The 21,740-nt window shown below is 52.7% G+C and carries 18 protein-coding genes; 14 read left to right on the top strand and 4 right to left on the bottom strand.

What is annotated here, in order from left to right:
- The first annotated feature begins 54 nt into the window (after nt 1-54).
- The 6 genes from EDM54_RS13285 (at nt 55) to EDM54_RS13260 (ending at nt 8,186) form a co-directional block, all read left to right on the top strand.
- Nucleotides 55-1,815 (top strand): ABC transporter substrate-binding protein, encoded by a 1,761-nt coding sequence (locus EDM54_RS13285; RefSeq protein WP_003385657.1) that lies wholly within the window; start codon nt 55-57, stop codon nt 1,813-1,815.
- 80 nt (nt 1,816-1,895) lie between these two features.
- The gene (locus EDM54_RS13280; RefSeq protein ID WP_003385656.1) at nt 1,896-2,861 is read left to right on the top strand and encodes an ABC transporter permease; all 966 of its coding nucleotides are present in this window, start codon (nt 1,896-1,898) and stop codon (nt 2,859-2,861) included.
- A gap of 11 nt (nt 2,862-2,872) precedes the next feature.
- Nucleotides 2,873-3,796 (top strand): oligopeptide ABC transporter permease, encoded by a 924-nt coding sequence (gene opp4C / locus EDM54_RS13275; protein WP_003385654.1) that lies wholly within the window; start codon nt 2,873-2,875, stop codon nt 3,794-3,796.
- A 12-nt stretch (nt 3,797-3,808) separates the two neighbouring features.
- A complete protein-coding gene (locus tag EDM54_RS13270; protein WP_024984168.1) occupies nt 3,809-4,792 on the top strand; it encodes an ABC transporter ATP-binding protein in 984 nt (327 codons plus the stop codon).
- Nucleotides 4,789-5,754 carry an ABC transporter ATP-binding protein gene (locus EDM54_RS13265; protein ID WP_122958324.1) on the top strand — a complete coding sequence of 322 codons (966 nt, stop codon included), beginning with the start codon at nt 4,789-4,791 and terminating at the stop codon, nt 5,752-5,754. The genes EDM54_RS13270 and EDM54_RS13265 overlap by 4 nt, the downstream gene beginning before the upstream one ends.
- A gap of 188 nt (nt 5,755-5,942) precedes the next feature.
- The gene (locus tag EDM54_RS13260; protein WP_122958323.1) at nt 5,943-8,186 is read left to right on the top strand and encodes a S8 family serine peptidase; all 2,244 of its coding nucleotides are present in this window, start codon (nt 5,943-5,945) and stop codon (nt 8,184-8,186) included.
- 42 nt (nt 8,187-8,228) lie between these two features.
- Here the strand turns inward: EDM54_RS13260 and EDM54_RS13255 are convergent, their stop codons facing one another.
- Complete coding sequence (locus tag EDM54_RS13255) at nt 8,229-9,908, bottom strand: PucR family transcriptional regulator (protein ID WP_024984170.1); 1,680 nt, start codon at nt 9,906-9,908, stop codon at nt 8,229-8,231.
- Nucleotides 9,909-10,039: 131 nt separating this feature from the next.
- Here EDM54_RS13255 and EDM54_RS13250 point away from each other — a divergent pair, with 131 nt between their 5' ends.
- Both EDM54_RS13250 and EDM54_RS13245 read left to right on the top strand, forming a co-directional pair.
- A complete protein-coding gene (locus tag EDM54_RS13250) occupies nt 10,040-11,548 on the top strand; it encodes a CoA-acylating methylmalonate-semialdehyde dehydrogenase (protein ID WP_024984171.1) in 1,509 nt (502 codons plus the stop codon).
- Between the two features lie 18 nt (nt 11,549-11,566).
- Nucleotides 11,567-12,931, top strand: coding sequence for an aspartate aminotransferase family protein (locus tag EDM54_RS13245; protein WP_024984172.1), 1,365 nt, complete (start codon nt 11,567-11,569; stop codon nt 12,929-12,931).
- 92 nt (nt 12,932-13,023) lie between these two features.
- Here EDM54_RS13245 and EDM54_RS13240 read toward each other — a convergent pair whose 3' ends face one another.
- Nucleotides 13,024-13,251, bottom strand: coding sequence for a PLDc N-terminal domain-containing protein (locus tag EDM54_RS13240; protein ID WP_003385646.1), 228 nt, complete (start codon nt 13,249-13,251; stop codon nt 13,024-13,026).
- A gap of 225 nt (nt 13,252-13,476) precedes the next feature.
- On the opposite strand from EDM54_RS13240, the gene EDM54_RS13235 reads away from it, so the two are divergent.
- Nucleotides 13,477-14,829 carry a hypothetical protein gene (locus EDM54_RS13235; RefSeq protein ID WP_122958322.1) on the top strand — a complete coding sequence of 451 codons (1,353 nt, stop codon included), beginning with the start codon at nt 13,477-13,479 and terminating at the stop codon, nt 14,827-14,829.
- A 2-nt stretch (nt 14,830-14,831) separates the two neighbouring features.
- On the opposite strand, the gene EDM54_RS13230 is transcribed toward EDM54_RS13235, so the two are convergent.
- Both EDM54_RS13230 and EDM54_RS13225 read right to left on the bottom strand, forming a co-directional pair.
- Nucleotides 14,832-15,257: a hypothetical protein gene (locus tag EDM54_RS13230; RefSeq protein WP_003385644.1), complete on the bottom strand. Its 426-nt coding sequence runs from the start codon at nt 15,255-15,257 to the stop codon at nt 14,832-14,834.
- A gap of 9 nt (nt 15,258-15,266) precedes the next feature.
- Nucleotides 15,267-15,824, bottom strand: coding sequence for a hypothetical protein (locus EDM54_RS13225; protein ID WP_003385643.1), 558 nt, complete (start codon nt 15,822-15,824; stop codon nt 15,267-15,269).
- Between the two features lie 189 nt (nt 15,825-16,013).
- Between EDM54_RS13225 and EDM54_RS13220 the strand changes: the two genes are divergently transcribed.
- The 5 genes from EDM54_RS13220 (at nt 16,014) to EDM54_RS13200 (ending at nt 21,735) form a co-directional block, all read left to right on the top strand.
- Complete coding sequence (locus EDM54_RS13220) at nt 16,014-17,384, top strand: NAD(P)-dependent oxidoreductase (protein ID WP_172920488.1); 1,371 nt, start codon at nt 16,014-16,016, stop codon at nt 17,382-17,384.
- Between the two features lie 18 nt (nt 17,385-17,402).
- Nucleotides 17,403-18,689, top strand: a complete 1,287-nt coding sequence (gene preA / locus EDM54_RS13215; protein ID WP_031932857.1) for an NAD-dependent dihydropyrimidine dehydrogenase subunit PreA — start codon at nt 17,403-17,405, stop codon at nt 18,687-18,689.
- 93 nt (nt 18,690-18,782) lie between these two features.
- On the top strand, nt 18,783-20,168 hold the full coding sequence (hydA, locus tag EDM54_RS13210; protein ID WP_122958321.1) for a dihydropyrimidinase: 1,386 nt from the start codon (nt 18,783-18,785) through the stop codon (nt 20,166-20,168).
- A 34-nt stretch (nt 20,169-20,202) separates the two neighbouring features.
- Nucleotides 20,203-21,093, top strand: coding sequence for a nitrilase-related carbon-nitrogen hydrolase (locus tag EDM54_RS13205; protein ID WP_122958320.1), 891 nt, complete (start codon nt 20,203-20,205; stop codon nt 21,091-21,093).
- A 117-nt stretch (nt 21,094-21,210) separates the two neighbouring features.
- Nucleotides 21,211-21,735, top strand: coding sequence for a hypothetical protein (locus EDM54_RS13200; protein ID WP_024984177.1), 525 nt, complete (start codon nt 21,211-21,213; stop codon nt 21,733-21,735).
- The last annotated feature ends 5 nt before the right edge of the window (nt 21,736-21,740 follow it).

Raw genomic sequence — 21,740 nt, 5'->3', positions numbered from 1 at the left:
GATTATAGCTTATAATGGAAATGTTATGAGAAAATTCAAAAAGGGGGAAATTAAGTGAAGAAAAGGTCTTTTTCTCTATTCTTGTGCTCCCTGCTTACCGGGGCACTGCTTCTGTCCGCTTGCACCCAGCCTGCAGCACAGCCGACGGAACAAAATCAGCAGCAACCGAACCAATCAGAGCAAAACCAGCAAGAGCAAACGAAAGCCGGTGAAAAGAAAGAGCTGGGCTATATCAAGGCGACAGATCCTTCGAAAGTGCCGGATTCTGCGAAGCAGCGCACAGATACGATGGTGCTCGGCATCACAGACCCGCAAGGCATTTTCAACTACTGGTTTTACAACACAGTCTATGACCGGTATGTGATTGAAGCAGTAACCGAACGATTGCTGTCGGTAGCAAAAGATGCCACTGTGATTCCGGGACTTGCGGAAAAATGGGAGATTTCCGACGACGGATTGACATATACGTTCCATATCGACAAACGAGCAAAATTCTCCGACGGCAAGCCCGTAACGGCAGAGGATGTCGCGTTCGCCTATCACGTCCTGTTGGACCCCAAATACGACGGCAGGTCGAACCTGTCAAAGGCCAAAATCAAAGGCGAAGACGCATACAAAAATGGAAACGCAACCAGCCTCGAGGGCGTAAAAGTAATTGATCCACAGACGATTCAAGTTCAGGTGGAAGAAGCAAACGCAACGACTTTGCTGTTGCTCGGCACTGAGATTTTTGTCCTGCCCAAGCACTATTACGGAAAAGATTTCGCCAAAGGAAATCTGGAGTATATCAAGAGCTTGCATCAGAAGCCTATGGGCAGCGGGCCATATATTCTGAAGGAGTTTATCCCTGGACAGGAAGTCCGTCTCGTAGCGAATGAAAACTACTGGAAGGGCGCTCCGAAAGTCAAAAATCTGATCTTCAAGTCAACGACGGCGGAAACGCAGATTCAAAGCCTGAAAACGGGTGCAACCGACTTTGACGCCTCGATTTCCGTAAATGCAGACAACGTTGAAGCATTGAAGGAACTGGGATTTGTCGATCTTGACATGCTCCTGAACAATGGATATGGCTATATTGCGATCAATCACAAGCTGCCGAAGTTCCAGGACAAACGCGTCAGACAAGCACTGATGTACGGATTGAACCGCGAAGAAGTGGTGTACGCGTATTCGCAAGGGTATGCAGAAGTCATTGACGTGCCGCAATCCAAGCTTTCGTGGGGTTATCCGGACGAGTCCAAGCTGACGAAGTACAGCTACGATCCGGAAAAAGCGAAACAGCTCCTCGATGAGGCAGGCTGGAAGCTGGAGAGCGACGGCTACCGTTACAAGGACGGCCAAAAGTTCACGATCCAGTTCTCCGCATCGACTCCAAATGAAGTGAATGATGCCCTGATTCCGATTGCGGTAGAGAACTACAAGGAACTGGGGATTGAATTTATCGCCGAACAACTGGAATTCAACGCTGTCATCGACAAACGCAACAAGGGAGAGCACGAAATGGCGTTCCTGGCCGTTGGACTTTCCACAGACCCTGATCCATACGGCTTGTTCCACTCCAAAGGCGGATCGAATAAAGACGCCTACTCCAACCCCAAAGTGGATGAACTGCTTGAGGCTGGTCTGAAAGAATTTGACCAGGCCAAGCGCAAAGCGATTTACCAGGAAGCATACGAGATCATCAATGACGATATTCCGGTGCTCTTTATGTACCAACGCTACAATTTGAATACGATCAGCTCCAGACTTTCCGGCTTTGTGATTTCTCCTTATAAATACTTCTCAGAGTCACTAAACGAAGTTCAAATTAACTAAAAATTTTTGATAATTTCACCAATTCGCAATATGCTCGGCGCTATGCTGAGCATATTGCTTGCATAAGAGGGGAGGAAATCATGAAGCAGCTCCTTATCCGCAGACTTATCCAAAGCATCCCGACCCTGATCGGCGCCTCTATTCTCGTCTTTCTCGTCTTTACCTTGGCACCTGGCGACTTTGTCACCCAGATGTCGGCTGACGCCAATATGACCCAGGAGCGGCTCGATGAGATACGCGCCCTGCACGGGCTTGACCAACCTCTCTACAAGCAGTATCTCACCTGGATGGGCAATCTGCTCACGGGAAATTTTGGCGAATCTGTCCTGCATCGCCAGCCCGTGACGAGCGTGATAAACACATTTATGTGGAATTCCTTTCTGATTGCCATCATCGTTCTGGTGCTGCAATGGATCATTGCATCCATCGTCGGCATTATGGCCGCGCTGAGACAATATTCGATTTACGATTCTGCAGTCACGCTGATTGTTTTTATGGCGATGTCTTTTCCATCCTTCTTTTTGGGATTGCTTATGCTGAAGTTCTTCGCCGTCGATTATCAGATATTCCCGCTGGGCGGCATGCGGTCGACAGGGAGCACCCTTACCGGCTGGGCCGATTTTTGGGACGTGATGAAACATCTGGCATTGCCGGTCATTGTTTTGACCTTGCTGAATATCGGCTCGCTGACCAGATACTTTCGGACCAATATGCTGGAAGTCATCAGGCAGGATTACGTTCGTACAGCCCGAGCCAAGGGATTGAAGGAGCGCGTCGTCATTTTCAAACACGCGCTGCGAAATGCATTGCTGCCTTTGATTACCCTGTTTGCCCTCGAAATTCCCGGTTTATTTTCCGGGGCGATCATTACCGAACGCATCTTTAACTGGCCAGGCATCGGCCGGGTTGTGCTGGACGGAATCTTCCAAAGGGATTACCCGCTCTTGATGGGCTTTACGATGCTGCTGGTTGTACTGACGATCGTTGCCAATATCCTGGCTGATCTGATGTACGGCGTAGCAGACCCGCGGGTCCGGAACAGGTAGGGGGGATAGAGATGAGCCACAATATTGCTGACGTCCAAGTCGAACTCAAAGCCAAAAAGATCAAACCCGATTCCCCGTGGCGCAGTGCCTTCCGCCGTCTGTTCAAAAACAAGATGGCTTTGGCCGGGATGATTGTCCTTACGCTGATGTTTCTGTTTTCGTTTATCGGTCCCTATTTTTCTTCTCATCTGGACGCGAAGATTTCGGTCAGAAACGCCAATCTTCCGCCGAACGAAACTCATTGGCTCGGGACGGACAAGCTCGGCCGGGATGTGCTTTTGAGGACAATGGAAGCTGGAAGAGTATCCTTGCTGGTGGGGATCGTCGCCGCTTCGATCATCGTCTTGGTCGGCGGGACGCTGGGAGCCATTGCGGGCTATTACGGCCGTTTTGTCGATTCGGTGATCATGCGCCTGGCAGACATTCTTTATGCGATTCCCACGCTGCCCATCCTCGTGGCGCTTGGCGCTATTCTGTCTGATTTGAAGTTTCCGCCGGACAAGCGGATTTATCTGGTCATGTTCATCGTCGGAATGATCGCCTGGATGAGTCTTTCGCGTCTCGTCAGAAGCCAGGTACTCAGCTTGAAGGAGCAGGAATTCATGCTGGCCAACGAAGTGCTCGGGCTGAGGGACAGACGGAAAATTTTCAGGCATTTGCTGCCCAATACGGTACCCATCATCATCGTTGCGGCGACGCTGGGTGTAGCAAACTCGATCCTTCTCGAATCTACGCTTAGCTTTCTCGGTCTTGGCGTAGTACCGCCTACCCCGTCCTGGGGACAGATGATCTCGGCAGCAAACAATATGATTGACTTCCAGAACAGGCCCTGGCTCTGGGTTCCGCCTGGGGTGTGCATATTGCTTACCGTCGTTTCGATCAACTTCATCGGTGACGGATTGAGGGACGCCTTTGATCCCAAACAGAAAAGGTAGGAGAAGCTGCATATGTCGAGTACACTTGTTGAATTTCGCAATTTGAAAACGTATTTCTACACAGAAGCCGGTGTCGTACAAGCTGTGAATGACGTCAGCTTTTCCATCCGAGCTGGAGAGACGGTTTGCATCGTCGGTGAATCCGGGTGCGGAAAAAGCATCACCGCCATGTCATTGATGCGGTTGATCGCTTCCCCTCCAGGGAAGATCGTGGGCGGAGAAATCTTGTTTGAAGGCCGGGACCTCCTGAAGATCAAGGAAAGCGAAATGAGAATGATCCGCGGCAATGAGATCGCCATGATTTTTCAGGAGCCGATGACGTCGCTGAATCCGGTTCTGACAGTAGGGGACCAGATCATGGAACCGCTGATCGAGCATACGCTTCTATCCAAAAGCGAGGCCCGGAAAAAAGCGATCCAGCTCATCGAACAGGTGGGAATTCCCCGTGCCGACCAGATTATTGACAGCTATCCGCATGAACTGAGCGGGGGGATGAGGCAGCGCATCATGATCGCAATCTCTCTTAGCTGCGATCCGAAGCTGCTGATTGCCGACGAGCCGACGACAGCCTTGGACGTCACGATCCAGGCGCAAATTCTCGATTTGCTCCGGCAATTGAAAAAGGACCGGAACATGTCGCTCATGCTCATCACCCACGATCTTGGAGTTGTTGCGGAAATGGCCGATTACGTGGTTGTGATGTACGCGGGCAAGGTCATCGAGGAAGGGCCGGTAAAGGAGATTTTCAAGAATCCGCGTCATCCTTATACAAAAGGCTTGTTGCTCGCCAAACCGGTAATCGGACAAAGAAAAGAGCGCTTGTTCACGATCCCGGGCCAGGTCCCCAATCCGATCGGTCTGGGTGAAAATTGCCACTACAGCGACCGCTGCGAACATGCGATGGACATTTGCCGTGCAAGTCAGCCTGCCTTACAGAAGGATGGGGCTGACAGCAAAGTGGCTTGCTGGCTGTACGAAGGTGAGGGAGCGAAATGAGCGATGTCATCCTGGAAGTGAAAGACTTGAAAAAGTATTTCCCGATTCGCTCCGGAGTGTTTCAGCGGACGATCGGGCACGTAAAAGCGGTTGACCAGATCAGTTTTACCATGAAAAGAGGAGAAACCTTGGGGCTTGTCGGTGAGTCCGGTTGCGGAAAAAGCACAGCCGGCCGGACGATTATCAGGCTGTACGACAAGACCGAGGGCCATGTCCTGTATAATGGTCGGGATATCCATCAGCTGCCCCCTAAAGAGCTGCGCAAGTTGCGACCCAAAATGCAATATGTGTTCCAAGACCCGTTCAGCTCGTTAAATCCACGGGTGAAAGTCGGGGAGGCGATCGGCGAGGCTGTCGTCGATCACGGGCTGTGCTCGAAGGCAGAAATTCGCGAGAAGGTGTTGGAGGTGCTGAATATTTGCGGCTTGGCACCGTACCACTACGACCGCTACCCGCATGAATTTTCCGGCGGGCAAAGACAACGGATCGGGATTGCCAGAGCGCTCATCCTGCAGCCGGACTTTATTGTGCTGGACGAGCCTGTTTCTGCTCTCGACGTGTCGATTCAAGCGCAAATCATTAATTTGCTCTCTGATTTGCAGCAGCAGCAAAACCTGACCTACCTGTTTATTTCTCACGATTTAAGCGTGGTAGAGCACATCTGCTCATCGGTGGCCGTCATGTATCTGGGCTCGATAGTGGAGATGGCGTCTCGCGACGAGCTGTTCAAAAATCCTCTCCACCCCTATACCAAAGCGCTGCTGTCGGCTGTACCGATTCCAGACCCTACGATAACGAGAGAGCGAATCTTTCTAAAAGGAGATATTCCAAGCCCGGCTAATCCTCCACAAGGCTGCAAGTTTCATACCCGTTGTCCGGTTGCTGCGGATAGGTGCAGGACGGAAGTGCCGGTTTACCGCGAAGTCGGCCCGGAGCATCATGTGGCATGTCATTTGGTATAACCGAGCGAGACTCGCAGTCTTTTTGAGTCTTTCTCAACGCCCACGGTGAAAAGAAAGCAGGAAGCGCACGATCCAGCAGGGATTGCTGCGCTTTTTTGTCCGTCTGAAGCTTGGGACACTTTTACAATTATTACCCTTTTCGTATAATGTTGTTATTCAAAAATCAGACGGGAGAAGGGGGCATTTCATTGCGGGGAAAAAGGCATGCGGCACTGATTGGGGTACTTGTTCTGTCGCTCATGGTCGGCGGGCTGCCGACAGGAGCCAAGCAACAAGGTGAGCGCAGGGGAGATCTGGAGATTGAAGCGCGGGAAGGCTTTTCTCTGGATTCCCGATCCAAAGCGGGAGGAGAAACAGACCTGGTCGTCATTCAATTCGAGGGGCCCATCGAAGAAGAATGGAAAGAAGAAATAGAGGATATCGGTATAGAGCTGGGCGACTATTTGCCTGACTATTCCTTTATAGCCAAATTATCAGAACAGGGCGATGAGAAAAAATTGAAACGGCTCTATTTTGTCAAAAGGGTCGTTCCTTTTTATCCGGTTAACAAGGTAGCGCCGACTCTTCGCAAGTCATTGGGAACAACCGATGAGGTAGAAGTAGCTGTGATCGGCTTTGATCAGCAAGTGGACATGAACCGCACCCTGTATCGGGCGGCGAGTGAAGAAAGCATCGGTGATGTGGACTCGCTGCAGAATGCGAGGCACATCTCGCTTGCACGCATGAGCGGAGAAGGATTGGAGGAGGTCATCCAGTCAGAAGATGTCATTGCCGTGATTCCTATGCCGGAGCGAAAACTGCATAATGATCGGGCTGCAAAAATCATCAAGGCAAACAAGCTGGAATCTGCCGGCTTTACCGGGAAAGGACAGATTATTGGCATCGCCGACAGTGGTTTGGATACAGGCGATCCAGACGATCTCCATCCCGATTTTACGGGGAGGATCAAAAGCTTGTATGCAATTGGCCGCAAAGGCGACGCGAGTGATCTGGATGGACACGGAACGCATGTAGCCGGATCGGCACTTGGCAGCGGAGAGGCTTCTGATGGACAGTATCAGGGAATGGCGCCGGAGGCGGAGCTGGTTTTCCATTCGATGCTGACGGAAAAGGGGTATTTGAAAGGAGAGGTCGAGGACATTCTCGGGGAAGCCTACGAGGACGGCGCACGTATTCACTCGGATTCATGGGGGACTGACGATAACGGCGATTACGGACTCGATTCTTTCTTGTTTGACCAGTTTCTCTGGGAACACAAGGATATGACTGCCCTGGTAGCTGCGGGCAATCAGGGAGAGTATGGCTACAAGACGATCGGCAGCCCGGCCACAGCCAAAAATGTCATCGCCGTAGGGGCTACCGAGAACGACCGACCGGATGTAGGCGGGGATGAGGCGGATGATCCGGATACTGTAGCGGGATTCAGCAGCCGCGGAACGACGAAGGATGGAAGGCTGAAGCCCGATATTGTCGCACCCGGGAGCTATATTCTTTCCGCTCGCTCATCGGTCGCTCCTGAAGAGGAGTTTGAAGAGCTCTTCGACCAATACTATGCATACAACAGCGGGACAAGCATGGCCGCACCAATTCTGGCCGGAGGAGCGGCCCAGCTTCGCCAGTTTTTGCTCGAAGAAAAAGAACTGGATGAACCGAGTGCCGCCCTGATCAAAGCGATGCTGATCAGCGGAGCCGATGATCTCGATGAGGACATGCGCCTTCAGGGATTCGGGCGGGCCAACCTCCTGCAGGCGATCGAGACAGATTTCGTAGATGAAACAGATGGTCTGGTGACAGGAGAAGAGGCGATGTTTGCCGTCGAGGTGTACGACCGCTCCAAGCCGCTTGCCATCACATTGGCTTGGACAGACTATCCGGCTTCTCTGGCAGCGAAAAGAACCTTGGTGAACAACCTTGATCTGACTGTAACCGCTCCCAGCGGAGAGAAGTTCAACGGAAACGACTTTTTCCGTTACCCGTATGACGATGAAGTGGACAATTTGAACAATGTGGAACAAGTATGGATTTCCCGACCGGAAAAAGGCTTGTACACGGTGAGCGTAAAAGGCTTCAATGTCCCAAAAGGTCCACAGCCATTTGCGCTCGCCACAACGGGCAAAATCAAGGAAAAAGGCGGCGGACAGCATATCGAGCAAGGGAAGCTGCATGATGACAAAAGGTCGGACAGGTATGCCGATTACTCATTTCGGGCCAAGAGCGAAGGCCGGTTGAGAGTATATGTTGACTGGAACAATCATGCGTCGTTAAGCTTGACGTTGTATGACTCCCAAGGCGATATACTGGCAATCAAGGAGATAAAAAAGAGGAAAAGCCTCGTTCTGCCGCTCCCGGAGAAGGGGCGATACAAAATACGACTGGAGCTTGAAGACGGCCCGAAGGTATCCTATAAACTCTCGATGAGCTATCCTGAATAAACCGGAATGATCATACGGATGGAAACGGCGCAGCCCATCACGCTAACGTGGCGGACGCGCCGTTTTGTCTTGAGCCTTGTTCGGGGGCGTGTGGTATTTCAACCCGTGCTTCCACTCGTGAGCCCGCAAGGCTATTTCCAGACAGAGCCGTTCATTGGGGTGCGTAAAGTCTACCGGGAGATGCTCCTGGATTTTTTCCAGCCGGTGGTACAAGGTCTGGCGGTGGATGAATAAATGATCAGCCGTTTCCTGCTTGGACAAGTTGTGATCCAGGTAGACACGCAATGTCTGGGCCAGTTGGGTCCCGTTCTCCGCATCGTATCGCAGGAGCGGCCCCAGGTAATCATCGATAAAATGCGTGAGCACGGGCTCCTGGGGGACATGAAACAGCAGACGGAACAAGCCCAGCTCGGCAAAATAGGGGCTGTGGGCGTCTTGCTGGAAGATCAGGGCCTGCTCGGATTCTGCCAGGTGCCGGCCCGCCTCTGAAAGCCTCTCGCCAGGCCGGCTTACACCAAACAGGACCTCGGTATCCGGTCCCATGGCCTGGCGGCACATCCGTTTCATCTCGGACATGGCCTTGTCCAGAGTTCGGCGAATATCCGTTTGATTGGTTGGTGCGATCAGGAGAAGGTAAAAGCGGTTTCCTTTGCAGCGGATGAAGGGACGAAAGCCGAGCCTCGTCAGCAAAGAACGGAATACGCCGGTAAGCTCATGCGGTGCGAGTGGCGAGGAAAGGTCCTCCGTACTCCGATGGAGAGACAATAAGAGCGTATAGTAGGCCGGTGTTTTGTTCTTGCCGGACAAACCGAGGAGAGAGCGTATTTGTTCTTCCGGCAAAGGTCTGTTGGCGATCAGATCGTCGAACAGCCGATTCTCTGCTGCGAGCATCTGCTCTTTGGCAAACATTTTTCGCATCAGAATTTGGGCCATCGAGCTAACGGTGTAATCGAGCGTCAATAGCAGGTATTCGTCGGCTTCCCGATCATACAGAATCAAGCCGACATAAGCGAGCAGATGTCCCATGACGATAATGGGCTGGTAGACCAGCTTCTTTTTGTCCGAGAGCGCGATGATCCCGCTGCTCGAGACGGAATCGTCCCCTTGCGGCAGGGCCGTACGCATCAAACCGGACAGCTCCGATTGAACAACCTGCGGCAGGGGAGGGACGTAGAGAGGATTTCCATCCAAGGGGAAAAAAAACACCTGTGTGTGTACACTTGCCTGAAAATGCTGCAAGAGTTTCGGAATTCCCTGTGTCTGCAGACTGAGCTGCTGCAAGCTGCGGGAATACGTCTCCAGGTTGCGAAGCGCCTGCATTTGACGGTTGATCAAATGCTCGTGCAGATCCAGTGTAATGTCAACGAAGCGAACAGGCTTATGAAAGACAATCAGTGGAAAGTCATGATGGTCAGCGAGCTCAAGCATGTCCTGTGGCACTTGCGGGATGTAGTCGCCAAGCTCGATACATAACCCGACCGCCTTCCGTGAAATGAGCTCGGAGAGATAAGCCAGCCGCTTTTCTTTTGCCTCGCCAAATCCGAGTCCGGTCGAAAGGATCAGCTCATCGCCGTTCAGGTATTGAACAGTGTGAGCCGCTTCCAATACATGCACCCATCGCACCGAGCGGGACAAGCCCCGACTGCCTGCGACCACTTCCGCGTGCTGAAACAAAGGACGTTTGACGACATCTGCCACGGTCAGGCGCCATTCATTGGTCATTCTTCTCCTCCTATAGACAGTCTGTAACATGAATACTACCGAACTCCTGTCAGTTTGTCTAGTGATGGCGCGTTGAATGTTCAGATAAGATAGAATTATCAATCATGCATGTGCGCAAAGGAGTTGAAAGGATGAGTACAACAACAGTTGGTCCTACTTTGAAAAACTACATCGCCGGAGAATGGGTGGAGTCCCAGACGGAGCGCTATGAGGATATCCCCAACCCGGCAACAGGCGAAGTGCTGTCGCGCGTACCACTCTCGACGAAGGATGACGTGGACAAGGCTGTGCAAGCGGCCAAGGCTGCCTTTCCGGCCTGGAGTCAGACCCCTGCGGTAGATCGTGCCCGGATCATGTTCCGCTTCCAAAACCTGCTCTGGGAGCACCAGGATGAGCTGGCGCAAATGATTACGCTGGAGAACGGGAAAAACCTGCCTGAGGCACACGCGGAATTGCTCCGCGGCATTGAAATGGTGGAGTTTGCGGCAGGAATGCCGACGCTGCTCATGGGTGAGACGCTCCCGAATATCGCCAGGAACATCGACTGCCAGGTAATTCGGTTTCCGCTTGGCGTCGTTGGCGGAATTACGCCGTTCAATTTCCCCCTGATGGTGCCGATGTGGATGTACCCGATCGCGATTACGGCAGGCAATACATTTGTCTTGAAGCCGTCCGAGCGCACGCCGCTGTCCTGCATTCGGATCGCCGAGCTGTTAAAGGAAGCGGGATTGCCCGATGGCGTATTCAACGTCGTCAACGGCGCTCACGATGTGGTGAACGGGCTATTGGAGCACCCGGATGTGAAAGCGATCTCCTTCGTCGGTTCGCAGCCAGTCGCCGAGTACGTCTACAAGACAGCCGCAGCGCATGGAAAACGCGTCCAGGCGTTGGCCGGGGCCAAAAACCACCACCTCGTCATGCCGGACACGAATCTGCAGCGAGCAGCCAAAACCATCGTCAGCTCCGCCTTTGGCTGTGCAGGCGAGCGCTGTATGGCGGCGAGCGCGGTCGTGGCAGTAGAGGAGATCGCAGACGAGCTGATCCGCCATCTGATCGAAGAGTCCAACGCCTTGAAAATGGGGAATGGGCTAGAGCCGGGAGTTGACCTGGGACCGGTCATTCGCGCTTCGCATTTGGAAAAAGTGCACGGTTTCATCGAGCAGGGACTTTCCGCAGGCGCCGAGCTCGTTCGGGATGGACGGGAGGATGCGAAAGCAAACCCGGAGGGCTATTTCCTCGGGCCTACGATTTTTGACAAGGCGGATGCCGAGATGGTGATCGTCCGAGACGAGATTTTTGCGCCTGTGCTAAGCGTCATGCGGGTCAAGAATTTCGAGGAAGGACTTGAAACGATCAGCAAATCCCGCTTTGGAAACGGAGCCACCATTTACACAGAAAACGGCAAGTGGGGACGGGAGTTTGTACAGCGCGTGGAAGCCGGCATGGTCGGGGTCAACGTAGGCGTCCCTGCGCCAATGGGCTTCTTCGCCTTCACCGGATGGAAGAACTCGTTTTACGGAGACCTGCATGCCAACGGCAAAGACGGCGTCGACTTTTTCACGAAGAAAAAGACGATTACGTCGCGCTGGTTTGACGACGGCGATACCAGTATCGGTTCCCAAAAAGTATTCGTGAAATAACGAAAGGGAGGATCGAAAATGAGCCAGGAGCAACAAACTCATACGCTGGAAAAGGAATCCCTGCTGGAAAAAGACAGGGCGCACATGTGGCATCACATGTCGCCCTACAATCCCAATCCGATGATCGTCACGGAAGCGAGCGGCTCGTGGGTGACGGACATTGACGGAAACAAATACCTGGACGGCATGTCTGGCCTGTGGTGCGTCAATATCGGCTACGGCCGGCAAGAGCTTGCTGAGGCTGCCTATGAGCAATTGAAAACGATGGCCTACTTCCCGCTGACACAAAGCCATGTGCCAGCGATCAAGCTGTCGGAAAAGGTGAGCGAGTGGCTCGGTGAAGAGTATCGGGTCTTTTTCTCCAACAGCGGTTCGGAAGCGAATGAAGTAGCCTTCAAAATCGCCCGTCAATACCACCATCAGAACGGCGAGCCGGGCCGGTACAAGTTCATTTCCCGTCACCGGGCCTATCACGGCAATACGATGGGAGCTTTGGCTGCTACCGGACAATCGATCCGAAAACAAAAATACGAGCCGCTGGCGCCGGGCTTTCTCCACGTTTCCCCGCCGTATTGCTACCGCTGTCCATTCGGAAAGTCCTACGGGAGCTGCAGCCTCGAGTGTGCCCAGGTATTCGACGAGGTCATCAACTGGGAGGGAGCAAACAGCGTGGCGGCCGTCATTATGGAGCCGACGATCACAGGCGGCGGCGTCATCGTTCCTCCGCCGGAGTACATGCCGAAGGTGCGGGAAATCTGTGACAAGTACGGCGTCCTTTTGATCGTCGACGAAGTGATTTGTGGATTCGGCCGTTCCGGTCAAAAGTTTGGTCATCAAAACTTTGGCATCAAGCCTGACATTGTGACCATGGCCAAAGGGATCACAAGTGCGTACCTGCCGTTGTCGGCTACCGCGGTGCGGGCAGACATTGCCGACAAGTTTAACGAGCAAGGAGTCAACCTGCACTTCCGTCACGTCAATACGTTCGGCGGAAATCCGGCGGCTTGTGCGCTCGCGCTGAAAAACCTTGAGCTGATGGAAGAAGAGCAGATGATCGAGAGGGCTGGCCGTCTGGGAGAGGAGTTGCGGGAGAAGCTGTCGTTCTTAGAGGAGCATCCGCATGTAGGCGACATTCGGAGCTTCGGTTTTCTGATGGGCATCGAGATGGTGGAAAATCGGGAAACGAAGGAACCGGCAGCGCCTGACAAATTGACCAAAGTCATCGGAGCCTGTAAACAGCGCGGCCTGATCATCGGACGAAATGGCGATACGATACCGGGCTTCAATAACGTTCTCACCCTTTCGCCTCCTTTCTCGACTACAAGCGAAGACATTGACTTCATCGCTCGCGTACTGCGTGAAGCGTTTGCGGAATTAGCCTAAGCAATCAAATAACAAAAACGGCTTCCTATTCCTGACCTGCCCTAAGACGAGCAGAAAGGGAAAGGAGGCCGTTTGGTTTCATGGTTTCAGAATCAAGAATCTTTTCTCATGATGAAATAGACAATCAGACCCATGACCGGAAAAAGCAGTGTTCCAATGAGTACAAGCAAAGCGTATTCGTTGCTTTTGCCGCGTTTGCGAGCGTCCCGATAGGCCCAGATACTGGTGAGGATATTTAGCGCGTATAGAACCAGGAGGATCAGAAACGGGAAAAACATGATCAGTTGAATTGGTAAGTCGAAATGACTTTTGTATTCCACAAGTGTCCCTCCCAAAAGTGTATATCGAAAGGCATGACAAATCATGTCCATGTATGAACAAACAAGACTCTATCGGCAGTTGGTCGGCAGATCCAGGAAGATGTCCCAAGCAAAAGCGAAAGGTATTGACGCGGGTTGGGGATCATGATAAGGTACAACGTAATGAATACTAAGTAAATACATAGGAATTGTATGTTTTAATCATTTCGACAGGGGAGGAAAACCATGAACAAAGGACGTACGATCAAACAGGCAGCCGCGGGGGCAGTTTTACTAACCGCTTTAGCGGTGACCGCTGGCACGCAGGTGTATGCAGCGCCCGCATCCACTTCTTCTTTGGCGGTGCAAGCTACTGCGGTGCAAACATCAGTACCTCAGCCAACATCCGTCAAAGATGCCGCCGCCTACATCACAAAGCGGTACGGAATCACTTTGTCCGGGACTATTACCAAACAGCAGTTTGAAAAGGCTTTGGAAACGCTGCTAGCCTCTTCCAGTATAGCGGTTAACAGCGATGGGGCCAATCATTCTTTCTTCCCGAAAGGCTCGACGAGCAATAAGCTTTTGGCATGGGAGGCAATCAGCGCTTCCGTAAAGGCTGCTGACTTAAAGGAACTGGCGCATACGTATTCGGACGAAAAAATCTCCGCAGCCTGGGATGCAGCCGGCTTGACGTATAAAGCAGGCGAAGGGATTGCCAAGGAAGCGGCACAGGAGGTGGCGGTCGCCTTTGACACCGGGTTCCTTTCTGCAAAGGATTTGTCCGGAATAAAGCTGGAAGCAAATGTATCCGCCGAGCTCGCCTATCAGATCTTGAACAAGGTGGCAGAATTTCACGGAGAGCAGCAAAACTTTCTCGGCACCATCAGCGACGACGACATCTTCGGAAAGCTCGTCCAGGCGTGGAATGAATCCCAGTTGATCAGGAAAGAAGAATTGCAAAAGACCGTAGATGAAGGACTGAAACAAAACCTGATCACCGGTTACAATCTCAAGGACACGCAGTTTGATCCCCACTTTGATCCCGCACGGACGATCACCTACGGGCATAGCGATATCGTCCATGCGGTGCAATTGGTCGGCCTGCTCCGCAGCGAAGGCATTGCTGCGAAAGTACAGTTGGAGCCGAAAACGTCTGCTTTTGTTTATTTGAAAGAATGGGGCGAGCCGGTACAAACGGATGATTATCAAGTAGTCCCGATCGACAACGGCAATCACATTGCCTACGCCAAGGAATACGATCTGAGTCTGGAGTTTGCCACGGTCGAAGAAAAAGAGAAATTCCAACCGCTCGTACTGAAATACGCGAAGCGCAATCAAGAGGATATGACCGGTCTTCTCAAATCGTCCTGGTGGCAGCCTCTCTACTATTCCCTGACAAAGCTGGATGAGTATCCGGTGATCACAAACAATGTGCTGAAAAAAGGCCGCTATCTGGCCCAGACTTTTACCCTGAACGAAGATTCGGCCAAAGTCGTATCCGGATTGAAAAAAATCAACCCTTCTGCCAGCGTGGAAACGTATCAGTTTTGGGTCGATCAACCGTTTTACAACTATTTAAAAGGGGACTATAAATAAGCTCATCCCCGCTCTTTTTTAGTGGTTGCGGGCTGGTCATCCTGTTCGGCTTGGTATGCGCGAAGTCCGCGAACGAACATTTCCAGGATGACGTCGTGCTGGGTCTTGCTCGCCACCTTCAGGCGTATTTGCTCCAGCTCGTTCACCAGTTCCGAATCCAGATGCAAATTAATCGTTTTTCCCTTGCTTCGCGGGTGAATTTCAAGATGATTGCCATTCTTCTTGACCACCCCTTCGACAACCGCTTCTTTTCCGAGTATGTTGCGATCGGGTACGTACAAGCAAGGGGCTTCCAGGATGATATGGGTCAGCTCTTCACTGAAACGGATAGTGAGGGGCTGCCCCTTTTTTTTATGAAAGTCGCGAATTTGGCGAGAATATTCCTGGTTTTCTACAGTATTGCCGAGCGTGATAACAGCTGTTTCCATAACTCCTCCTTACGACCGGGCAAGAGAAGTGGAGGTCTGATTGGCTTTCTGCAAAGCACCCTCCGTGACCCCGTCTATTACTTCGCCGTTTTCCTCGATCTGTACCTGGTAGACAAACAGCTCATCTGCAGGATCAGCCTTGCTTAAGGCGACAGCCGTGATGACCGCACAAACCCATTTCCCGTTCCGCTCCAGACGAACGCGATCCAGGACGTCAAATTTGGGAACGAGCAAACCTTTTCCATGCAAAAAGCGCAGTACTTCTTTTCGCGGATACAGAAAGCGCTTGTTTCCCTGTTTGCCTGCCAGCAAAGGAAATACCTCGCGCTCATCGATGACCGTGCCAAGCAGCCCATCGTCTGCCCACCTTTTAATCGAGGCCATGCTTCCCGTCCTTCCGCTCCGGGAGGCGAGCAGGTCCAAAATCTCGCGCGATGATACATAGTTTTTTCTCTCCGAGCGTTGTGCTTCAAAAGCAATCCGTTCGGCTTCCAATCTCTCCAACCGGTCCATCGCTTCTGCAATTTGCTGCTTGAGTCTGGCAATCAGCTGATCGTAATCCTTCATGCCATCCCCCTCAATTCTTGTTTTGGTATCAGCCTATTCTGCATTGAAATCAATCATGCCTGGGAAGTCGGTTTCATTTCAGGAACCTCCTATTTAAAAAAGGTGATGAAGGAATCATAAAACGCTTTTTTTCCACATTGATAATAGCAAGGAAGCAATTTTCAGAACGCCTGAGGAGGTTGTTGCATAATGAGCGTTCGCCGCGAAGAAACAAAGACCGCATCTATGCTGCAGGCAAACTTTCAAGAAGTAGTTCCTGCCCTGAAGCCGAAAGAAGCGATAGACGAAGCAAACCGGTGCCTTTTCTGTTACGATGCCCCCTGTATCAAGGCCTGTCCCACCTCAATCGACATCCCGTCCTTTATTAAAAAAATTGCGACCGGCAATTTGCTCGGGTCGGCGAGGACGATTATGGAGGCAAACCCGGTCGGAGCTAGCTGTGCCAGGGTCTGTCCGACAGAGGAGCTGTGCGAAGGTGCCTGTGTGCTCAATCACGCCTCCAAGCCGATCATGATCGGGCTGCTTCAGCGTCATGCGACAGACTGGGCAATAAAAAATCAGAAAATTCTGTTTCATGCAGGAGAGCAAAATGGCAAGCGCGTCGCTATCGTCGGCGGCGGTCCAGCCGGTCTTTCGGCAGCGCGAGAGCTTGCCCGTCTCGGTTATGAAGTAACGGTTTTCGAAGCGCGAGAAAAGGCCGGCGGGCTAAACACCTATGGCATCGTTTCCTTCCGTTTGCCGCAGGAGGTTGCACTGTGGGAGGTTGAGCAAATCGAGCAGATGGGCGTGACCATCAAGACTGGAACCCGCGTCGGTGTAGACGTGACACCGGAGGAGCTTCTGCAGAGCTTTGAAGCTGTCTTGCTTGCGGCAGGCATGGGCGCTGTCCCGATGCTGAATATCGAGGGCGAAGACTTGATCGGCGTTCTCGATGCGATTTCCCTCGTGGAGGATACGAAAACGAAACCGCTTACGGATCTGATGCTCGGCAAGAAGGTGGTTGTGATCGGGGCGGGAAACACGGCGATAGACGGAGCCACTGCCTCCAAACGGCTGGGTGCCCAGCTCGTTCAGATTCTTTACAGGCGTACAGAGAAAGAGATGACCTGCTACGAGTTCGAGTATGAATTTGCGAAACAAGATGGCGTGGAATTCCGTTGGCTGGTAGCGCCGACCCGGATTATCGGCGAAAACGGACGGGTGACCGGTATTGAGCTTATGCGGATGGAGCTTGGGGAGCCGGATGCAAAAGGACGAAGGCGTCCGGAGCCGGTCCCGGGCAGCGAGTTTGTAATGGAAGTGGATTTCGTTGTAAAGGCAATCGGGCAAACGCGGCACGTGGACTTGATCGAAATGTTCGGGCTTCAGCACAAAAACGGAATCGTGGAGATCGAGGAAGGCACGTATCGAACCTCTCATCCGCATGTCTACGCCGCGGGCGATGTCATCTTTGGCGGAGGGAATACGGACGCGATGGTCGTGGATGCAGCCAATCACGGAAAGCGGGCGGCTCATGCGATCCACACGGCGCTGGAAGCAAAGTCTCAGCCAGTTTTATAAGAAGGAGGCGTAGAAACAATGGCAGATTTACGCATTAATTTGGCGGGAATCGAGTCGCCCAATCCGTTTTGGCTGGCTTCAGCACCGCCTACCAATTCCGGCTATCAGGTGCAGCGGGCGTTTGATGCGGGGTGGGGAGGAGCAGTCTGGAAGACACTGGGGGAACCGATCATAAACGTGACGTCCCGGTTTGCCGGACTTCACTTCGGAGGACAGCGGGTGCTCGGCTTCAACAACATCGAGCTGATCACGGACAGACCGCTCGAGGAAAACCTGAAGGAAATGCTGGAGACCAAAAAGCTGTTTCCGAAGCACACGTTGATCGCTTCGCTCATGGTCGAGCACAAGCGCGAAGCGTGGCATGAAATCGTGAAGAAAGTGGAGGCCATAGGGGTAGACGGACTGGAGCTGAACTTTGGCTGTCCGCACGGCATGGCGGAACGCGGCATGGGCTCGGCAGTAGGTCAGCACCCCGACCTGATCCGGCAGCAGGTAGAGTGGGTCAAGGAAGTCGCCCAGACGCCTGTCATCGTCAAGCTGACGCCAAACATAACAGATATCCGCTTCACAGCCCGTGCAGCGTCAGAGGGGGGAGCCGATGCCGTCAGCATGATCAATACGATCAACAGCCTGATCGGAGTCGATCTGGACTCGTGGCTGCCGATCCCGCATGTGGATGGAAAAGGAGCGCACGGCGGTTATTGCGGACCAGCGGTGAAGCCGATCGCGCTCAACATGGTAGCGGAATGCGCTCGCGATCCGCAGGTGGGGATTCCGATCTCCGGGATTGGCGGCATTTCCACATGGCAGGATGCAGTCGAATTTTTGCTCATGGGAGCGAGCGGCGTCCAGGTATGCACCGCAGCCATGCATCACGGATTTCGGATTGTCGAGGACATGATCGACGGCCTGAACAACTACCTGGATGAACGGGGAATCGCTTCGGTCATGGACATCGTCGGCAAAGCTGTGCACACCTATTCCGATTGGGGCCATCTCAATTTGAATTACAAGGTCGTTGCCCGCATCCACGAGGAAACGTGCATCAATTGCAACAAGTGCCATATTGCATGCGAGGACACCTCTCACCAGTGCATCGATATTGTGACTGACGAAATGACCGGGAAAGAAAGGCTGGTCGTTCGTGAAGAAGACTGTGTCGGCTGCAATCTCTGCTCCATCGTATGTCCGGTCGAAGGGACGATAGAGATGGTAGAAATCCCGTCTGATCAGCCGCCGCTCTCTTGGAACCAGCGGCAAGCGGCACTGGCAGCAGACCGAAGCTGCGAAGCGGCCCAGGAGTAATGTTTTCACCTCTGAACGCATAGCTTGTACTGGCAAGAGACATACCGCCAGAGCATTTGCCCTGACGGGGCCGGGAAAAGAGGAGGGTATAAGATGAAAAAATGGATTCGCGGAGGTACAGTAGTGACGGCAGCCGATACGTATCAGGCTGACGTATTGATCGAGGGCGAACGGGTAGTCGCGATCGGTCATCAGCTGTCAATTGACGGTGCGGAAGAAATCGACGCCACCGGATGCTATGTCATTCCAGGCGGGATCGATCCGCATACACACCTCGACATGCCGTTTGGAGGCACGGTGACGGCGGACGACTTCTTTACCGGCACCCGGGCAGCGGCATTTGGCGGAACGACCAGCATCGTCGATTTCTGTCTGACCAAAAAAGGAGAGTCGCTGAAATCGGCGATTGCGACCTGGCATGAAAAGGCACGCGGGAAAGCCGTCATTGATTACGGGTTTCACCTGATGATCGCGGAGGCAAACGATCAGGTGCTGGAGGAGCTGGAGAGTGTCATCTCGTCGGAAGGGATTACTTCGCTGAAAGTGTTTATGGCATATAAAAACGTCTTCCAGGCAGACGATGAGACTTTGTTCAAAACCTTGGTCAAGGCCAAGGAGCTGGGGGCGCTCGTACAGGTGCATGCGGAAAACGGCGATGTCCTCGATTATTTGACCAAGAAAGCACTGGCCGAGGGGAACACCGATCCGATCTATCACGCTTATACCAGGCCGCCCGAGGCGGAAGGAGAGGCGACGGGCAGAGCCATTGCTTTGACCGCGTTGGCGGGCTCGCAGCTTTACGTCGTCCATGTCTCTTGTGCATCGGCGGTACAGCGGATAGCGGAGGCGCGGGAGAAAGGCTGGAATGTCTACGGGGAGACATGTCCGCAATATTTGGCTTTGGATGTGAGTATCATGGATCAGCCCGACTTCGAGGGAGCCAAATACGTCTGGTCACCGCCGCTCCGGGAGAAATGGAATCAGGAAGTGCTGTGGAGCGCATTGAAGAACGGCATATTGCAGACCGTCGGCTCCGATCATTGTCCTTTCAACTTTCGGGGTCAAAAAGAACTGGGGAGAGGTGATTTCACCAAGATTCCCAACGGCGGTCCGTTGATAGAAGACCGCTTGACGATCCTCTATTCCGAGGGGGTACGCCAGGGACGCATCAGCCTGAACCAGTTCGTGGACATCTCTTCTACGAAGGCTGCGAAGCTGTTTGGGATGTTCCCGAGAAAAGGAACGATTGCGGTAGGCTCGGATGCCGATATCGTCATTTTTGACCCGCATGTAAAGCGTACGCTTTCCGTCGAAACGCACCATATGAACGTTGACTACAACCCATTTGAAGGAATGGAAGTGTACGGCGAGGTCGTCTCGGTTCTATCGAGGGGCTCGTTCGTGGTGCGCGACAAGCAATTCGTCGGGCAGGCAGGAAGCGGCCAGTATATCAAACGCACTACTTTTGAACAGCCATAACCCCAAACCCATTGAAGGGAGGCAGACTTCCACTATGGCAAACAAGGTAACAATCGGCCTGATCCAGGCGAAAAACGACGTTCACGGCGATGAGCCGGTCCACGTCCATAAAGAAAAGGCAATCGAAAAACACGTCCGGCTGGTTCGCGAGGCAGCGGGCAGAGGCGCTCAAATTATCTGTCTGCAAGAAATCTTTTACGGTCCGTACTTCTGCGCCGAACAAAACACCAAATGGTATGAAGCGGCCGAGGAGGTCCCGGATGGGCCGACCGTCCAGCAATTTCAGTCGCTGGCCAAAGAGCTGGGGACGGTGCTCATTCTGCCGGTCTATGAGCGGGTAGGTATTGGTACCTACTACAATACTGCTGCTGTGATCGATGCGGACGGCCGTTACCTCGGCAAATACCGCAAGCAGCACATCCCCCACGTGGGAGTCGGCGACAACGGCTGCGGTTTTTGGGAGAAATACTATTTCAAACCGGGAAATTTTGGCTATCCCGTCTTTGAGACGGCCTTTGCAAAAGTGGGCGTCTACATCTGCTATGATCGTCATTTTCCGGAAGGGGCCAGGCTGCTTGGGCTGAATGGAGCCGAAATCGTCTTCAATCCGTCGGCGACTGTGGCCGGCCTCTCCGAATATCTCTGGAAGCTCGAACAGCCGGCTCATGCTGTAGCCAATGGATACTATGTCGCTGCGATTAACAGAGTGGGAGTGGAAGCGCCGTGGAACATGGGGGAATTTTACGGTCAATCGTATCTGGTAGACCCCCGGGGACAATTCGTAGCAGTCGGCAGCAGAAATCAGGATGAGGTGATCATCGCGGAAATGGATAAAAATCTGATCCATCAGGTGCGGGATACGTGGCAATTCTACCGCGACCGGCGACCTGAGACCTACGATGATATGGTCAAATTGCTCCCTTAAATCGCATGGCAATGGGAATGGCCCAGCAGCGAAAAGCAGGGTGGCGCGGTGTGGCGCCCCCTCTTTTCCCGTTTGGGATACGCCGCTGGAGTTGAATCGTGAAGAGGAGTTTTCTGCATGAAGAAGATCGTCTATCGGGGAGTTGAATACAGGGAAGCCGAGCGAGTCGTCAAGCTGCAAAGATATGAACGGCACGAACGCAGACAATTTGTCAACGGGGCTATCGCCAAAGCTGTGTTCGGTTCTGGCGTGTATCTTGTCAGCAATATGAAGGTAGCGGCTCAGTATGCCATTTGTCATGCGGAAACGACTTGGGACCAGGCGGCCATCCTCAGGCAGGAGTTGAGAACTGCGGGACTTTTTTCTCTGCATGAACAATACGGAGAGAATCAGCTGCGTCTGGATGCCCTGCAATCCCGGCATTCAGAGGACGACCTGAACCGGTTGTCAGCCGAAATGGACGACCAGGAATGGCTGGACTGGACCGGAGAACAAATCAGACTTTACTTGATCGAACAAGGCTACAACGGGATCTGTTATCGGATAAGCGACGAATTGACCTATTACATTTGTTATAGCCCCGACGAGCAAATTTCCAACATTTCATTGTTTTCAGTATTTGATGTAGGAGTTTCGTCGTAAAACTA

It is taken from the genome of Brevibacillus borstelensis (assembly GCF_003710865.1).
GTDB classification, from domain to species: Bacteria; Bacillota; Bacilli; order Brevibacillales; family Brevibacillaceae; genus Brevibacillus; species Brevibacillus borstelensis.
The sequence above is the reverse complement of the archived record's forward strand: the minus strand, read 5'-3'. Positions and strand labels throughout refer to the sequence as shown.

Excerpts from the sequence above, each read along its gene's own strand:
- EDM54_RS13280 (WP_003385656.1), top strand. The coding sequence starts at position 1,896 with ATGAAGCAGCTCCTTATCCGCAGACTTATCCAAAGCATCCCGACCCTG.
- opp4C (WP_003385654.1), top strand. The coding sequence starts at position 2,873 with ATGAGCCACAATATTGCTGACGTCCAAGTCGAACTCAAAGCCAAAAAG.
- EDM54_RS13270 (WP_024984168.1), top strand. The coding sequence starts at position 3,809 with ATGTCGAGTACACTTGTTGAATTTCGCAATTTGAAAACGTATTTCTAC.
- EDM54_RS13265 (WP_122958324.1), top strand. The coding sequence starts at position 4,789 with ATGAGCGATGTCATCCTGGAAGTGAAAGACTTGAAAAAGTATTTCCCG.
- EDM54_RS13255 (WP_024984170.1), bottom strand. The coding sequence starts at position 9,908 with ATGACCAATGAATGGCGCCTGACCGTGGCAGATGTCGTCAAACGTCCT.
- EDM54_RS13250 (WP_024984171.1), top strand. The coding sequence starts at position 10,040 with ATGAGTACAACAACAGTTGGTCCTACTTTGAAAAACTACATCGCCGGA.
- EDM54_RS13245 (WP_024984172.1), top strand. The coding sequence starts at position 11,567 with ATGAGCCAGGAGCAACAAACTCATACGCTGGAAAAGGAATCCCTGCTG.
- EDM54_RS13235 (WP_122958322.1), top strand. The coding sequence starts at position 13,477 with ATGAACAAAGGACGTACGATCAAACAGGCAGCCGCGGGGGCAGTTTTA.
- EDM54_RS13230 (WP_003385644.1), bottom strand. The coding sequence starts at position 15,257 with ATGGAAACAGCTGTTATCACGCTCGGCAATACTGTAGAAAACCAGGAA.
- EDM54_RS13225 (WP_003385643.1), bottom strand. The coding sequence starts at position 15,824 with ATGAAGGATTACGATCAGCTGATTGCCAGACTCAAGCAGCAAATTGCA.
- EDM54_RS13220 (WP_172920488.1), top strand. The coding sequence starts at position 16,014 with ATGAGCGTTCGCCGCGAAGAAACAAAGACCGCATCTATGCTGCAGGCA.
- preA (WP_031932857.1), top strand. The coding sequence starts at position 17,403 with ATGGCAGATTTACGCATTAATTTGGCGGGAATCGAGTCGCCCAATCCG.
- hydA (WP_122958321.1), top strand. The coding sequence starts at position 18,783 with ATGAAAAAATGGATTCGCGGAGGTACAGTAGTGACGGCAGCCGATACG.
- EDM54_RS13205 (WP_122958320.1), top strand. The coding sequence starts at position 20,203 with ATGGCAAACAAGGTAACAATCGGCCTGATCCAGGCGAAAAACGACGTT.
- EDM54_RS13200 (WP_024984177.1), top strand. The coding sequence starts at position 21,211 with ATGAAGAAGATCGTCTATCGGGGAGTTGAATACAGGGAAGCCGAGCGA.